At 45.9% G+C, this 14,717-nt stretch carries 13 protein-coding genes; 8 read left to right on the forward strand and 5 right to left on the reverse strand.

Annotated features, from left to right (window positions below):
* Window positions 1-43: 43 nt before the first annotated feature.
* From EPL05_RS06350 to EPL05_RS06360, 3 genes are all read right to left on the reverse strand, one after another.
* Window positions 44-226 carry a hypothetical protein gene (locus EPL05_RS06350; protein ID WP_128533123.1) on the reverse strand — a complete coding sequence of 61 codons (183 nt, stop codon included), beginning with the start codon at window positions 224-226 and terminating at the stop codon, window positions 44-46.
* Window positions 227-378: 152 nt separating this feature from the next.
* Entirely contained in the window at window positions 379-873 is a 495-nt protein-coding gene (locus tag EPL05_RS06355) for a GyrI-like domain-containing protein (protein ID WP_128533124.1), read from the reverse strand.
* The gene (locus EPL05_RS06360; protein ID WP_128533125.1) at window positions 873-2,696 is read right to left on the reverse strand and encodes a M61 family metallopeptidase; all 1,824 of its coding nucleotides are present in this window, start codon (window positions 2,694-2,696) and stop codon (window positions 873-875) included. The genes EPL05_RS06355 and EPL05_RS06360 overlap by 1 nt, the downstream gene beginning before the upstream one ends.
* Window positions 2,697-2,879: 183 nt before the next feature.
* Between EPL05_RS06360 and EPL05_RS06365 the strand changes: the two genes are divergently transcribed.
* Window positions 2,880-3,386 (forward strand): DinB family protein, encoded by a 507-nt coding sequence (locus EPL05_RS06365; RefSeq protein ID WP_128533126.1) that lies wholly within the window; start codon window positions 2,880-2,882, stop codon window positions 3,384-3,386.
* A gap of 175 nt (window positions 3,387-3,561) precedes the next feature.
* Here EPL05_RS06365 and EPL05_RS06370 read toward each other — a convergent pair whose 3' ends face one another.
* A complete protein-coding gene (locus tag EPL05_RS06370) occupies window positions 3,562-4,191 on the reverse strand; it encodes a class I SAM-dependent methyltransferase (RefSeq protein WP_128533127.1) in 630 nt (209 codons plus the stop codon).
* Between the two features lie 192 nt (window positions 4,192-4,383).
* Here EPL05_RS06370 and EPL05_RS06375 point away from each other — a divergent pair, with 192 nt between their 5' ends.
* Window positions 4,384-6,270: a PAS domain-containing sensor histidine kinase gene (locus tag EPL05_RS06375; protein ID WP_128533128.1), complete on the forward strand. Its 1,887-nt coding sequence runs from the start codon at window positions 4,384-4,386 to the stop codon at window positions 6,268-6,270.
* A 12-nt stretch (window positions 6,271-6,282) separates the two neighbouring features.
* Here the strand turns inward: EPL05_RS06375 and EPL05_RS06380 are convergent, their stop codons facing one another.
* Window positions 6,283-6,675 carry a DoxX family protein gene (locus tag EPL05_RS06380; RefSeq protein ID WP_128533129.1) on the reverse strand — a complete coding sequence of 131 codons (393 nt, stop codon included), beginning with the start codon at window positions 6,673-6,675 and terminating at the stop codon, window positions 6,283-6,285.
* 753 nt (window positions 6,676-7,428) lie between these two features.
* On the opposite strand from EPL05_RS06380, the gene EPL05_RS06385 reads away from it, so the two are divergent.
* The 6 genes from EPL05_RS06385 to EPL05_RS06410 all read left to right on the forward strand — a co-directional run bounded on the left by EPL05_RS06385 (window position 7,429) and on the right by EPL05_RS06410 (window position 14,563).
* Window positions 7,429-8,958 (forward strand): ammonium transporter, encoded by a 1,530-nt coding sequence (locus EPL05_RS06385; protein ID WP_128533130.1) that lies wholly within the window; start codon window positions 7,429-7,431, stop codon window positions 8,956-8,958.
* 90 nt (window positions 8,959-9,048) lie between these two features.
* On the forward strand, window positions 9,049-10,281 hold the full coding sequence (nhaA, locus tag EPL05_RS06390) for a Na+/H+ antiporter NhaA (RefSeq protein ID WP_208394689.1): 1,233 nt from the start codon (window positions 9,049-9,051) through the stop codon (window positions 10,279-10,281).
* Window positions 10,282-10,743: 462 nt separating this feature from the next.
* The gene (locus EPL05_RS23920; RefSeq protein ID WP_166727648.1) at window positions 10,744-11,613 is read left to right on the forward strand and encodes a hypothetical protein; all 870 of its coding nucleotides are present in this window, start codon (window positions 10,744-10,746) and stop codon (window positions 11,611-11,613) included.
* Window positions 11,614-11,855: 242 nt separating this feature from the next.
* A complete protein-coding gene (locus EPL05_RS06400) occupies window positions 11,856-12,758 on the forward strand; it encodes a helix-turn-helix domain-containing protein (protein WP_128533131.1) in 903 nt (300 codons plus the stop codon).
* Window positions 12,759-12,840: 82 nt separating this feature from the next.
* Entirely contained in the window at window positions 12,841-13,680 is an 840-nt protein-coding gene (locus EPL05_RS06405; RefSeq protein WP_128533132.1) for an SDR family NAD(P)-dependent oxidoreductase, read from the forward strand.
* 34 nt (window positions 13,681-13,714) lie between these two features.
* Window positions 13,715-14,563, forward strand: a complete 849-nt coding sequence (locus EPL05_RS06410) for an SDR family NAD(P)-dependent oxidoreductase (protein ID WP_128533133.1) — start codon at window positions 13,715-13,717, stop codon at window positions 14,561-14,563.
* Window positions 14,564-14,717 lie beyond the last annotated feature (154 nt).

Raw genomic sequence — 14,717 nt, forward strand, 5'->3', positions numbered from 1 at the left:
CCTATGTTGATGCTGGCCTAACGCTTAATTTACCGAATAAGGATTAAGCGTTGTCTTCGCCTTCTTTCTTTAGTAATTCCATCCTTCCGTCCTCGTTAATGCCATAGATAGAATGGATCTGCGTTTGCTGTTTAAAATCGGGTTCGCGCCGCCGGTTTTTGGGGCCAAACAGCGGCATCAGCACTAAAAAGGCGGTAACAATAACTTGTATAATAACATCTTCCATAAATTCCCCTTAAAGCAGTCGCTTCCCTAAAAAAATATAGGCTTAATATAGCTATATATTTTTATAAAAAAGCCAATACGTGTTATAACGCTCTAACGGCCTGTTTATTGGCGATATTGAGTATTAGTAAAGTTACGCTTAGGCGGTAAGGTTTAACCAGCCGATTGTTTGGACCTAACCGGGATCCATATTTCCTCTTCCGAATCTGCCGACTCGCTTTTATATTTTTCGCCCATGATGGCAAAGTGCAGGCGTTGGTCAACTACGTAAGCCGAGGAAGGCAGCCAATCTGTAAAAATATAGCCGTACGTAACGGGGCCGGTACTTGCCGGCCCGTAATGTACAAATACCGCGTATAAGCCCTGGGGCGATAAGAGCGTTTCCATCCCAGCGGGAGTGTTTTCTAAAGATGATACCTCTACCGCCGCCCATTTCTCAAACTGTGCCGCCGGGTTAAAGCTGGTGAAAAACTGCTCCGGGTAAAGCTCTATCGAATAAAGTTCGGTGCCAATAGCATTAGCTATCTCCCTCCGCCGGGGCATAAATCTGCGCCACAGTTCGCCCGTTTTGTTATCAGCATAACTCATATTCAGGCGCTTGCCCACAAACGTTTTTTCGGGCAGTATTTCAAACCGGGGCTGCTGCATTATTTGCCTTCGAGTTTTTTAAGTGCCGCCTGTTGTTCTGCCGATGGGTTAGCCATTGGTGCCAGGTAGTTCTTGGTTTTAAAATGGCCGTCAAAGATGGGGCCCTTCATGGTTTTTTCTTTGCCATCCCGTAATACGGTAATCTCAATTTCGGGGTGTTTGGTGTTCTCGTTAAAATACTCCTCCCAAACGTCATTAAGGTTGGCCTGTGTTATTTCCACGCCATCCATCTTTTTAAAAATATCGCCCTCTTTTATTTTTAGCGGGTTATCGCCTACGTTGGTAAAAACAAACATGTCGTTCTCAAACTTCAAGCCCATTTTGCCGGGATAAAAGGCCTGTATATCCTTCTGCGCGGAGTACTCATAGCCAACTTTGGCCAGGTAGTCTCCATACGGAACGGTTTCGGTACCTACAATGTACTTATCAATAAATTGCCTTACATCCGGATGGGAGGCGGCTACAAAGTCGTTTAAAAAGTCATCGTCGTTAAAGGGTTTACTTGCGCCGTATTTTTGGGTGAGTGAGATGATAACGCCCTTCAGGTCCTTAGTGCCGCCGGTTTTCTCGCGGATGAACATATCCAGCGCGAAGCCGATGAGCGCGCCCTTATTGTATACGCTGCTGTACTTTTTCTGGAAGCTATCTTCCATTACGCGCTTGCTCATTTCCGTCATCGAAAAATTGCCGAACTCTTCCGCGGCGTTCATTTTGCTCCGCATTTCTTTAAAATAACCTTTCTCGTCTACCAGTCCGTTTTGCAGTTGTATCAGGTGGGCAAAATACTCGGTAACGCCCTCGTACATCCACAGGTGGGCAGACATTTTTGGATCGGTGAAATCAAAGTTCTCAATCTCGAAACTGTGCAGATTGAGTGGGGTAAGAATATGCAAAAACTCGTGCGACGATACATCGTTCACCATCGATACCAGGTCTTTCTCGTACTGCACCTCTGGTAAATAATATAACGACGAGTAGTTGTGTTCCAGCGCGCCGTAGCCACCTTCGCCGTTCTTGCGGTCGGCGAGGGCTTTTTTAGGATCCTCAAAATAATAAAGAAACTGGTACGATTTTACCGGCAAGCCATTAAAAAAGGCGCTGAGCGATGCGGCGATAGGTTTTAGGTAGCCTGCCACCTGCGCGCTTTTTACCTTGCCCGTTGCCGAAAATACAAACACGTTTATTTTGCTTTGGCCCACATAAAACGATGTAGTATCCGGGCGGGAGTAGATCACCGGGTTATCGGCCAGGTAAACAAAATCCCGCGCTTTTATTACATCCAGGTTGGCTGCAGGGTGCTCTACATTCAAATGTGTGGCACCAAAAAAATCCTGTGGTTTGCTAATGCTTACTTCTATCGGTAGTTTTTTATAATCTTCAAAATAGCCGTAAAACGCGTGGTTATTCATCACCACGTTTACACCAGCCTCTATATTGCTGCCACCGGGCTGAAAGATAAAATCGTCGTGTTTTTGGTCCCAGGTATCGTTCACCTTGTATTTGATGGTAGCAAGGGTGGTAGCATTGTTGATACGATATTGATCCTTATTTAGTTTTTCGGCCTTTAGTTTTTTGCCGTCTTTATCAAAAGCTTCAAAGTTGACAATGAAGCGCCCAAAATCCTTACGGGCATAAGAGCCGGGGATAGCCTTGGCGAAGGAGAATACGTTGCTCTCCTGCGAAATAGCGGGTGTGGTAAGCGTTACTGCCACCTGGTCGTTAGTGATGTTTACCAGGTCTACCGCGTAGGCGTATTTCTGCTGCGCGTAGCTGCAGATAGAAATGGCAGAGAATAATAAGCTGAAGGGGATGAATTTCTTCATGGGAATTGAATAAGGTTTATGGGTATGAAAATAGGGGTTTGGCGCGGTTTTACAAAAAGGATATGAGAAAAAAATATCGTCGCGTATCACCCCTTAAATGGCCGTATTTACACCCGCCGGCTTTTTGGCAATGGGCGTACCTTTATCATAGCAACCAATTGATAAACATTTGTAATTAACACTATGATACAGCAAGCCATTAACGAGTACAAAACCGCCACCGATAACTTTTTAAAGGTATTGGGCATGTTTAACCAACAGCAATTTAACACGGTGCCATTTGAGGGCAGTTGGACGCCCGCCCAGGTTGCCGACCATATGCTGAAATCGCAGTGGGGATTGCCGCAGGTGCTCACCGGTAACACCAAACCCGCCGATAGAAAGCCCGATGCAGGCAATGCGTTTATAGAAAAAATATTTTTGGATTTCAGCGCCAAATATAAATCCCTGGAATTTATATTACCTACCGAAGAACCGCAGGATAAAACCGAAGTGCTGAGTAAATACAATGCTAAAAGCGAAGAGATCCGGCAAACCTTTGAACCGCTCGACCCGACCGACATCTGCCTCGATTTTGAGGTGCCCGGCTCGGGGCCTTTCACCAGGTTAGAGTGGCTGCATTTTGTGGCCTGCCACACCATTAGGCATACACACCAGCTGGAAAATATCCACCAGGTGCTGGTGAATTAGGTGTTAGAGAAACCGCTTGCCATGCCGAGCGATAGCGAAGCATCTGATCGCCGCCCGGTAGCCAACGTGCTTTTGCGGTTATTGTATGGCGTGTAATAGATCCTTCGCTATCGCTCAGGATGAACTGTGTTTTTAAGCGATAAGGATTGCAGTGGATACCACGCACGAAACAAACTTACACCACCAGTTTCCCCTTCATTACCATACTTTTCCAAAAGTAGGGCAGCCGGCCGCAGCCAACAAAATTGGTAACCTCAAAGCCGGTTTGGGTAAGCAACTGGCCCAGCGATGCCTTAGACCAGAATTTGATATGCCCGCCAACCGCAACCGCGTTGGTATGCTTGTCCCACTTGTTAAAAACGCTCAGCATCAAATTTTTAAAATAGCCGTGGTAGGGGGTGGTCAATATCAGTTCGCCGCCGCCATTTTTAGTGAGCACATCTTTACAAAGCGCCATGAAAATAAAGGGGTTATAAATATGCTCTATCACCTCGGTAGATACGATGGTATCAAACGGCATGTCGCGTATTTCGGCGGGGAGTTGGTTGTCGTCAAGGTCCTGGATAAAAAAGCGGCCCGGGTTAACTTTATTGGCAATGGCAATGCCGGTTTGCGAGGCATCAATTCCGTAGGCATTGTACCCCTGTGAAATAAGGAAGTTTACCAGGTAGCCGTTGCCGCACCCCAGATCGAGGATGCAACGGTTCTTGTCTTTATTTAAAAGCGAGATCATAGTGGATTGAACGTATTGCCAAAATGGACGGGCATCTTCGCTGAAGAAACTATGTTCTTGATATTCTGCCATAAATAATTATATATTTTGCTGCAATATAATATATTTTTCATAACGAATAAGGCCTTTATATAACAAAATTGAATACTTAAAACACACATCAAGATTTTGCGTTATTATACAGAACTTTTATAAATTAGCCTTTTATTTTCAGTTCCGCACCGATATTTGCCGCCCTGTTTTAAGAAAATATATTTTTACGGTATGTCTACATCTACCTCCGAGATCGGTTATCAGGATATTTTTAAATGCAGCCCGGCTGCCATACTCATTATTGATATAGACGCGCCGTATTATACCATACTGGATGCTAATGATGCCTATTGCAACGCCACCAATACGCAGCGCTGTGATATGATAGGCACCTCAGTTTTTGGCTCATTCCCGGCCAACCCAACAGATGAGGTGTCGCATAATATCGAAATGACACACTTTTCTTTTCAGCAGGCTATTCAAACCAAACAATCGCATACTATGTACAACTACCGGTATGATATCCCCATTCGCGGTACCAATGAGTTTGAAGAGCGTTACTGGACAACTACCAACACCCCTATATTGGATGCCGATGGCCAGGTAAGGTATTTTATCCATTCGCCCGCCAACGTTACCGAGTTGTATAAGCTAAACCAAAAAGAGCAGGCAGGGATAGACGCGCTAAAAAATCAGCGACAGCAGTTATATTCCTCTTTTATGCAGGCACCCCTTGGCATCTGCATCATTAGCGGGGGCGACCTGGTAGTACAAATGGCTAACGACAGTTACCTGGAACTGGTGGGTAAAAGCCGTGCCGAGTTGGAGCAGCAGGGTATTTGGGATGCCGTACCCGAAGCCGCCGAGGCTTACGCGCCGGTATTAAATAAAGTGATTGAAACAGGCGAGGCCTTTTTTGCCAAGGAACACGAGGTTACGATGATCCGCAAGGGCAGGCCCGAAAGAATTTTTATGGATTTTGTGTACGAGCCGATAAGCGACGTAGCAGGCGTTAACAACGCCGTTATGGTAATTGCCATAGATGTTACCGATAAAGTTGTTGCCCGCCGCCGTATTGAAGAAGCTGAAGAGCGCGCCAGGTTGGCCATAGATGCCGCCGAGATAGGAACCTTTGACTTCGACCCCGCTAATGACAATATTGTAACGTCTGATAGGTTTAACGCTATTTTTGGTTTTGATGGTCCGCGCAGTCGCGACGAGTTCAGGGAGCGCATGCATAAAGATGACCTTGCTTTGCGACAGGCCGCGCATGCCCGTGCGCCAGAAACGGGTAAAATATTTTACGAAACCCGCCTCATCTGGCCCGATGAAAGCCTGCACTGGATCCGGGTACAGGCCGATGTGTATTTCAATGGCACCGATAAGCCCTATCGCATGCTGGGTACCGTTTTAGATATCACCGAATTTAAACGCCTGCAGCAGCAGAAGGACGATTTTATAAGTGTTGCCAGCCATGAGCTTAAAACGCCCATGACATCGGTAAAAGCATCGATGCAGTTGCTGGAGCGGCTGGTGAAAACGCAGCCCTCGTCTGATAAGATCCCATTGTTTTTAGATAAGGCCAACACCAACCTTACCAAAATGCAGCACCTGGTTGATGCGCTTTTAAATGTATCTAAAATTGCGGCCGGGCAACTGGCATTGCATAAAACAGACTTTGTTGCGGCCGAAATGGTAAACGAGTGTTGCGACCACGTGCGCCTGATGGGTACGCATGAACTCATCCTCAGCGGGGATACCCAATTGCAGGTACACGCCGATAAGGAACGGATAGACCAGGTAGTGGTAAACCTGGTTAACAACGCCGTAAAATACGCGCCCGATTCCAATAAAATACTCTTCCACATCGCCCAAACGGGCAACATGGCAAAAATATCCGTACAGGACTTTGGGAGGGGCATCCCACCCGAAAAACTGCCGCATTTATTTGAGCGATATTACCGTGTTGACGCCAGCGGTGTACAATTTAGCGGCCTCGGCTTGGGATTGTATATCAGCGCCGAGATCATTGAGCGCCACGGAGGTAAAATAGGAGTTGATAGCGTAGTAGGCGAGGGGAGTACCTTTTGGTTTACTCTGCCGTTGAAATCAAACTAAGGGGCCGTACACCTAAATATTATTGGAGCTCTTTAACGCCCAAAAAACCAGCACCGGCTGAAAGAACAGCCTGACCAACCTTTTCCTGTCAGTATCCAAACCGAAAGCGCTGCGCTTATTTTGGTATTGCGAAATATTGCCCGGGAAAACACCCACAAAAAATGCGGCCGCTGCTTTACCAACCGCTTCCTGGTATTTATCAGGCGTAAGCACCAGGGCGCTGCCCAGCGCAATTTCTGCAATGCCGGAGTACACCACGGTATCATCTTTATCCAGCGGTACCCAATCCGGCACCTGCGCCCTAAAGTCCTTCCGTGCAAAAGTAAGATGGCTGATGCCCGCGAGTATCAAATTTGCACCCAGCACAATCCGCGCCGCTTTCCTTATATGTTTTGCTTTTGCCATGTTGCTTTTAATTGATGGTATGCAAATACTGTTCCAAGGGTGATTGCAGCAATTTGAAAAGGTAAATCAGTATTGCTTAGGTTAGGTTCTGCCCCGCTTTCCCTGCAATCCGCCGGTAGAAGCGGGCTTTTCGTACAATCGGGTTTAGTTGGGTTGGGGTTGCGCACTAATAGCGACACCCAAATTCTCAATCGGTCGCCCCCCTTGACACAAACGCCAGGGAATTTATGCGGTGGGTGTGAAAGGGTTAATAATCTGTTTTATAGGGGTTGTCGGTCTTTTTCCTCCATTCAATTCCATCTTCACTCACACTATACTCAGAATATGCTTCCGAATCATTCTTTTTTTTATAAGATGCCTTTCGTTGTCTGCCCGATACAAATAACGGCAGCGAAATTATGCAGAAAAAGACAAAAAGTTTTGCCAGTGTTAACATTCGGAATTTTTTTTGGTGTTTTTTTAAAATTAAGTTGCAATTTTATAGTATCTATTTATTTTAAGATATAAACTGTTTTTAATTTATAAAAAAAATATCAATTTTCCGTGTTTTTTTAACTAAAAATCCTATTATGTTATTATTTTAAATAAAAAGTATAAGATATTGCAATATTTTATACTTTTTTATTTTTTTTCTATTAGATTAGCATTTAAAGAACGGCTATTTAGTTTTTATACCGTTTTTTTGTAAAATTTATCTTTTATTCTCCCTTAAAGCAAACTATTAACAACAACAAATACTTAACCCTCACAACTATGAATTTTAAATTTTTACAAAAAAAGATCCCTTCGTACCTTTTAATAGGTGCGGTAGTAGTTTTATTGCTGATGCTTTTTGAGCCAACGCGCTCTTTCGCGCAGGATGCTACAGGCGCTAAAACCGGTACTATTAATGATGTACCTGCAGCTACCGCCGGTAAACCAACTGTCAGTGAAGTTGGCGAAGTGGCCGGCCACAATAAAATTGCTATCAACATTATGTGGACTTTGCTTGCAGGTTTCCTGGTAATGTTTATGCAGGCAGGTTTCGCCCTTGTTGAAACCGGCTTTACACAAAAGAAAAACGTAGCACATACAATGGGTATGAACTTTATGGTTTATGCGGTAGGTATGTTTGGTTTCTGGATATGCGGTTTCGCATTTATGTTTGGCGGCGCGCTTAATGCGGCCACCCTTGGCGGTGCCCCCGGCGTAATAAGCCACGAATATGTGGTACATATGTTTGGCCACGATTTTGGGCTGGCTGGCTCGGTAGGCTTCTTTTTAAACAGCGATGTTTATGATGTAGGCGTATTTACACTGTTCCTGTTCCAAATGGTGTTTATGGATACTACAGCAACCATCCCTACAGGGTCCATGGCAGAACGTTGGTCTTTCAAATCCTTCCTCATATTCGGTTTCTTTATTTCCATGTTCGTATACCCTATATATGGTAACTGGGTTTGGGGCGGCGGCTGGTTGTCGCAGTTAGGTGCCAATTTTGGTTTGGGCCATGGCATGGTTGATTTTGCAGGCTCATCCGTTGTGCATATGGTGGGTGGCGTTGCTGCACTTGCAGGTGCTATCATCATTGGCCCACGTATTGGCAAATTCAATGCCGATGGTACTACCAATACCATACCGGGGCACAATATACCAATGGCTTTATTAGGTACGTTCATCCTTGCATTAGGCTGGTTCGGTTTCAACCCGGGCTCAACTTTGGCCGGTGGCGATTTCCGCATCAGTATAGTAGCTGTGAACACCATGATGGCCGGTACAGCGGGTACACTTGCCGTATTGATATTGTTATACATCCAAAAAAAGAAACCAGACCCAGGTATGCTGGCTAACGGTATGCTTGCCGGACTGGTGGCTATTACTGCGCCCTGTGCATTTGTAAATTCCCTATCATCGGTAATTATTGGTGCTATAGCAGGTGCCTTGGTAGTGCTTACCATTTACATAATGGATTATAAAGTAAAAATTGATGATCCGGTTGGTGCATTTGCTGTACACGGTGTTAACGGAGCCTGGGGCGTATTAGCAGTAGGCTTATTTTCCGATGGTAGCTATGGTGATGGTTGGAACGGTGTTGCAGGGCCCGTAAAAGGATTGTTCTACGGCGATGCGAGCCAGCTTGGTGCGCAAAGCGTGGGTGCTTTAACCTGCCTTGTGTTTGTGTTTGTAGTGATGTACGCATTCTTTAAAATATCAAATAAAATTACACCTATCAGGGTGAAAGCCGAAGACGAAATTGCAGGCCTCGACATCCCTGAAATGGGCGTGCAGGGTTATGTAGATTAACTATAAAGACCGCGACACTTATATAATAATTACCCGGCGGATTACATTCCGCCGGGTATTGTTGATTTTAAAAAGAGAAATTATATTGCCATGAAAAAGATAATAAACAAAGCCATCAATCCGCTGCGGATGCTGATAAATGATAGCCGTTTTACAGGCATTATGCTTATTGTTTGTACGCTTACCTCTATGTTTTTGGCAAACTCGCTGGGTTTTGCAGGTGCTTATAAAAATTTGTGGAACGGCGAGTGGGTTACGGCGGGGCTGCCTGTTCATTTACCCGATAATTTTGTGAGCCTTATTAATAACTTCCTGATGGCCTTCTTCTTTTTAATGGCCGGTATGGAAATTAAGCGCGAACTGATCAGCGGCGAATTATCGTCTTTCAAAAAAGCTGTATTGCCCTTTGGTGCTGCACTTGGCGGGATGCTGGTGCCTGCCCTTATATTTGTTGCCTTTAATTTGCACACCAGTTATGTGCACGGCTGGGGCATCCCAACCGCTACCGATATTGCGTTTTCGGTTGGTATAGCTTCGTTGTTGGGTAAACGCATACCGGTAGGTCTTAAAATATTATTAATGGCGTTGGCTATTATCGATGATCTGGGTGCTATTGTGGTTATTGCGTTGTTTTACGGCGGCCATATCAATTGGTTGTTCCTCGGTATAGGGGCCGCAATTTACGGTTCGTTGTTTGTATTGAATTATTACAAGGTTAAGTTTGGCGCACTGCACATAGTACTTTCACTGGCTATGTGGTATGCCATTTTTAATTCAGGCGTTGAAGCCAGTATAACAGGTGTTTTAATAGCGTTTGCTACCCCGGTGGCTACCCTCCCAAAAATAGAGAAAGCCATACACCGCTGGGTGAATTTTATGATACTGCCGCTTTTTGCGTTAGCCAATACAGCCATTTTACTCCCTCAGCACATATTGAGCTCTTTAACCACTACCGTTGGTTTAGGTGTAATATTTGGCTTGGTTATCGGTAAACCGTTAGGCATATTTTTATTCAGTAGGGTGCTGGTAGCCTTAAAAATGGCCAGCTTACCCAGCAATGTAAAATGGAAACAGGTATTTGGCATGGGCATGTTAGCCGGTATTGGCTTCACCATGTCTATATTCACCACTATGCTTGCCTTTAAGCAGGAGGCTTTTCAGGATGTAGCAAAAGTGGCGGTATTAGTAAGTGTACTGCTATCGCTGGTGTTGAGTATGGCGTACTTCCTTATGATAAGTGTAAATATGACCTTTGAACTTGGTACCGACGAAAGGGAACAAAGACCCGATGTTGCCGGTGCATTGGAATTGAACCTAAATTAAGTTCTGGATTGATAAAATGGTGGCTCAAGGTAGGTTTAATTAGCAGCCCTGACGTGATAAGCGGGGTTGCTTTTTTATTGGCTAATGGGGGGGTAATGCCTGGCCACGATTCTTTTCGAAAAGATAAACCGCGAAATACGCCCAACTGGCAGCAGTTCAGATGTTCTTCGCCAGATTTTTAAACATTGGTAGGCATTTGAACTTTTAAATATCATCTAATTAGCTAAGGATTAAGAAATAAGCGTGGACACTTAACCGGGTAGAAGACTAAAAAAATTCTGCAGGCATTTGCCCGCACAGGCTCTCATATAGGATCTTATGGCTTTAACACAGTAAACATCGCGCAGCTCACGTAACTACCCGCCCCTCCTCCTGTGTAATAAACTCTTTACTTCCCCACGCACAATAACCGGCCGGTGCCGCTGTTAATACCATATCTATTAACACATCACAGCCCCCACGATGAAAACTCCCGTTCATTATCTTTTGCTGGCCGCTTTTGCGCTGCCGCTTGCCGTTTGCGCCCAATCTAAAAATGATAAACCCGTGCTGCAATTGCCGCCTGCGGCTGTTGTGGTTGATGGTAAGCTCAACGAGTGGGGTGACAGTCTGCGCTATATCAGCGAAGAAAAAAAGATCCCCTACACCATTGCTAACGATAAGGATAATATTTACGTGGTGGTGCGCATCAGCGACCGCTCCGAACAGCGCCGCGCGCTGATGGCGGGTATCACTTTCTCTATCGACCCGAAGGGGAAGAAAAAAGAAGCCTTTAGCGTAACCTTCCCCTATACCAACCCAGAGGCTATTCCTGCCGAAAGGATAATGCCACAACCCGCAGACGCCGGCCAACCCCAGCCCGGCAGCGAGGACGACCGGCAGGAGCGGATGGAAGCCAGCCTTACCCGCCTCAAACAAATAAAGGCCACCGGCTTTGCCGATGTGCTGAATGAGGTAATGACCACCGCGAACCTATACGGCATCAAAACCGCGCTCGGGTTCGATCAAGACAGTTACCTGGTGTACGAAGCCGCGGTGCCTATTGCCATGCTACACGCCGATAACGCCGATAAGAACGAGTGGGCCTTCAATATTAAGATCAATGGCATTACCCGGCCAAAGCAGGGCGATAAGCCCGAAGGTGGCGGCATGGGTGGTGGCCGTGGCGGTAGGGGCAGTGGCATGTCTGGCGGCGGTCGTGGCGGAATGGGTGGCGGCGGTGGCCGCAGGGGAGGCGGTATGAGCGGCGGTGCAGGTGGCAATACTGTCGACCGTAGCGAGATCACCAAAACAGTAGATTTTTGGGAGAAATTTTACCTGGCCGGAAAGTAGTACTGTTAATAAGAAATTTTCGATTGCAAAAAGGTAGTTGATAAAAACCGCAATAAAGCTCGTTTTTTGCCCTTTTTTTTAGAAAAAACCGCATTTTTTTGGAAATTTTCGATGCTTTTTTTTGAGTTTTTTGATAAAATGGACCTGAAATGGGCTATTTGCGGGGCATAGTTGGATACTGTTTCCACGGTTTTTACCTCTTGCTGTTGTTTGTTATAGTTTGAATTATGTAACTTTGTATAATGGCAACTACAGAAACACTCGAGGATTTTTACCGGCAAAAGTTTAATTGGCTGCCCGATAACCTGAGCCAGGATATCGGCCACTTCAACGTTTTCCGCACGGAGGATTGCTACATGCCGGGGGCAAAGCCTGTGGTTTACAGCCGCCGCGATTTTTATAAGGTAAGCCTTTTCAGGGGTAAGGGCGTTATTCACTATGCCGATAAAAGCATAGAGATGGATGGTAGCGCCCTGGTGTTTTTTAACCCCTTTGTGCCCTATACTTTCGAGAATTTAAATAACGAGCATTCAGGGCGGTTCTGTATCTATAAAGAGTCGTTCTTTACCGAAATGATGCGTAGCAATATCCACGAACTGCCTATGTTCGCGCCGGGTGCAAACCCGGTATATGTGCTTAATAGCGAACAGGATAGCTATGTATTCGCTATGTTTGAAAAAATGCTGGCTGAGATCAATTCCGATTACCGCTTCAAATACGATCTGCTGCGCAATTACATTACCGAGCTGATCCATTACGCCATGAAGATCCAGCCATCAGACAGGCTCTACCAGCACCCCGATGCCAATTCGCGCATCACGTCGGTATTCACTGAGTTGCTGGAGCGCCAGTTCCCTATAGAGTCGCCGGCACAGCGCTTCGGGTTGCGTTCGGCTAAGGATTTTGCAGATCAGTTGTCGGTACACGTAAACCACCTTAACCGCGCCATCCGCCAAACCACGGGTAAAACCACCACCCACCATATTATGGAGCGCCTCGCCAGCGAAGCTAAAGCCCTCCTCCGCCACACCACCTGGAACGTGTCCGAGATCAGCTACAGCCTGGGCTTTGAAGAGCCGGCCCATTTCAATAATTTTTTCAAAAAACAAACCAGTAAAACACCATCTTCGTATCGCGTTGTTTGAATTTTGCAATAATTGGTTTGAATTGCGTAAACGGTAGCCTGTTTTTGCCCCATATCTTTGTTTTATAAAAAAAAACAAGCTTATGGACAACAAAAAAACATGGTTTATCACAGGCGCGTCCAAAGGGTTCGGGCTTAGCCTGGTTAAACAATTATTAAAAGCCGGCCACAATGTAGCCGCAACTTCCCGTAAGGTAAATGACTTAATATCAGCCGTTGGCGTAACAGCCTCCAACTTTTTACCATTAGAGGTAGAATTAGGCAATGAAGACAGCGTTGGCTGCGCCATCCACCAAACAAATGCGGCGTTTAAAAGCATTGACGTAGTTATAAACAATGCCGGCTACGGCATCGGCGGCAGCATAGAAGAACTCACCGACCGCGAAACCCGCGACAATTTCGAAGTGAATGTATTTGGCACTCTGAACGTTATTCGTATGGTGATGCCCTACATGAGGTCTCAGCAGTCGGGGCATATTATCAATATATCGTCTATAGCGGGGATAACGGGAAACACGGGCTGGTCGGTATACGCAGCTACCAAGTTCTCTGTAGTTGGCCTTTCGGAAGTATTGGCGCAGGATGTTGCCGAGTTCGGTGTAAAGGTAACGGTAGTTGCCCCGGGCGCATTCCGTACCAGTTTCTTGACCGGGGAATCGCTCAATATGGCCAAACACCCCATTGCTGACTACAGCGCAGTGCGCGATATCCATGCCAAATACTTGCAAATGGACGGCCAACAAAGTGGAGACCCTGAAAAAGCGGCAGCCGCTATTATAGATGTAGCGCAAATGGAAAACCCACCTTTATACCTACTACTTGGCGAAGATGCCTACGACCGCGCCATGGCTAAGCTCGAAAAGCTGGACAGGGAGTTTCGTGTGAACGAAGCTATTTCCAAATCCATGGCTTACAACGCTTAATAAATAAAATTCTACTCAACAAAACAATAAAAAAATGAACACTCAAAAAACATGGTTTGTAACCGGTGCCTCTAAAGGTTTAGGCCTTAGCCTGGTGAAACAATTATTAAATAAAGGATACAACGTAGCTGCCACCAGCCGCAGCATCACCAACCTCACCAACGTAGTAGGGGAGCACGAAAACTTCCTTCCTCTTTCCGTAAATATTAAAGCCGAAGACAGCGTTATAAGCGCGATCGACCAAACGATCAGCCGTTTCGGTAAAATAGATGTGGTGGTTAACAACGCCGGGTACGGTTTAACAGGCAGTTTAGAAGAATTGAGCGACGAAGAAGCCCGCGAAAACTTTGATGTAAACGTATTTGGTTCATTAAATGTGATCCGCGCGGTGATGCCGCATTTGCGTGCGCAACAATCGGGGCATATATTTAATGTGTCGTCCATCGGTGGTTTTACCGGTAACTTCCCGGGCTTTGGTATTTACTGTGCTACAAAATTTGCCGTGCAGGGCTTTACCGAATCGCTGGCTGCGGAGAGCAAATCATTCGGCGTAAAGGCAACTATCGTTTCGCCGGGTTATTTCCGCACCAATTTCCTCGCCCCGGATTCGTTAAGTACGCCTAAGAACGAGATCCAGGCCTACAAAGAGGTACGCGCTGTGCAGGCTGCTCACCAAAACGACATCAATGGCAACCAGGCCGGCGATCCGGATAAAGCCGCCCTTGTAATGATAGCCGCAGCCGAATCTACAGAAGCACCTATGCATTTATTTTTAGGTGCCGACGCTTATGGCATTGCCGCACAAAAAATGGAAGATGTAAAAGCCGACATGGAAGCATGGAGGGAACTGGCCACCTCTACCGGTTTTGAAGTAGAAGCATAAGCCACATCTTGGCATTGTAAAAGCGGATGAGCCACTCATCCGCTTTTTTTGTTCGTGATGTATTAAGAACAAGGCGCTCTGTTATACTTAGGTAATTTTTTTTCATTAAAGTTAATGCCCTCTTTTGGTCCGCTGATTATGTGTATCTTTCATC

It is taken from the genome of Mucilaginibacter gilvus (assembly GCF_004054195.1).
GTDB lineage: Bacteria > Bacteroidota > Bacteroidia > Sphingobacteriales > Sphingobacteriaceae > Mucilaginibacter > Mucilaginibacter gilvus.

Excerpts from the sequence above, each read along its gene's own strand:
- EPL05_RS06350 (WP_128533123.1), bottom strand. The coding sequence starts at position 226 with ATGGAAGATGTTATTATACAAGTTATTGTTACCGCCTTTTTAGTGCTG.
- EPL05_RS06355 (WP_128533124.1), bottom strand. The coding sequence starts at position 873 with ATGCAGCAGCCCCGGTTTGAAATACTGCCCGAAAAAACGTTTGTGGGC.
- EPL05_RS06360 (WP_128533125.1), bottom strand. The coding sequence starts at position 2,696 with ATGAAGAAATTCATCCCCTTCAGCTTATTATTCTCTGCCATTTCTATC.
- EPL05_RS06365 (WP_128533126.1), top strand. The coding sequence starts at position 2,880 with ATGATACAGCAAGCCATTAACGAGTACAAAACCGCCACCGATAACTTT.
- EPL05_RS06370 (WP_128533127.1), bottom strand. The coding sequence starts at position 4,191 with ATGGCAGAATATCAAGAACATAGTTTCTTCAGCGAAGATGCCCGTCCA.
- EPL05_RS06375 (WP_128533128.1), top strand. The coding sequence starts at position 4,384 with ATGTCTACATCTACCTCCGAGATCGGTTATCAGGATATTTTTAAATGC.
- EPL05_RS06380 (WP_128533129.1), bottom strand. The coding sequence starts at position 6,675 with ATGGCAAAAGCAAAACATATAAGGAAAGCGGCGCGGATTGTGCTGGGT.
- EPL05_RS06385 (WP_128533130.1), top strand. The coding sequence starts at position 7,429 with ATGAATTTTAAATTTTTACAAAAAAAGATCCCTTCGTACCTTTTAATA.
- nhaA (WP_208394689.1), top strand. The coding sequence starts at position 9,049 with ATGAAAAAGATAATAAACAAAGCCATCAATCCGCTGCGGATGCTGATA.
- EPL05_RS23920 (WP_166727648.1), top strand. The coding sequence starts at position 10,744 with ATGAAAACTCCCGTTCATTATCTTTTGCTGGCCGCTTTTGCGCTGCCG.
- EPL05_RS06400 (WP_128533131.1), top strand. The coding sequence starts at position 11,856 with ATGGCAACTACAGAAACACTCGAGGATTTTTACCGGCAAAAGTTTAAT.
- EPL05_RS06405 (WP_128533132.1), top strand. The coding sequence starts at position 12,841 with ATGGACAACAAAAAAACATGGTTTATCACAGGCGCGTCCAAAGGGTTC.
- EPL05_RS06410 (WP_128533133.1), top strand. The coding sequence starts at position 13,715 with ATGAACACTCAAAAAACATGGTTTGTAACCGGTGCCTCTAAAGGTTTA.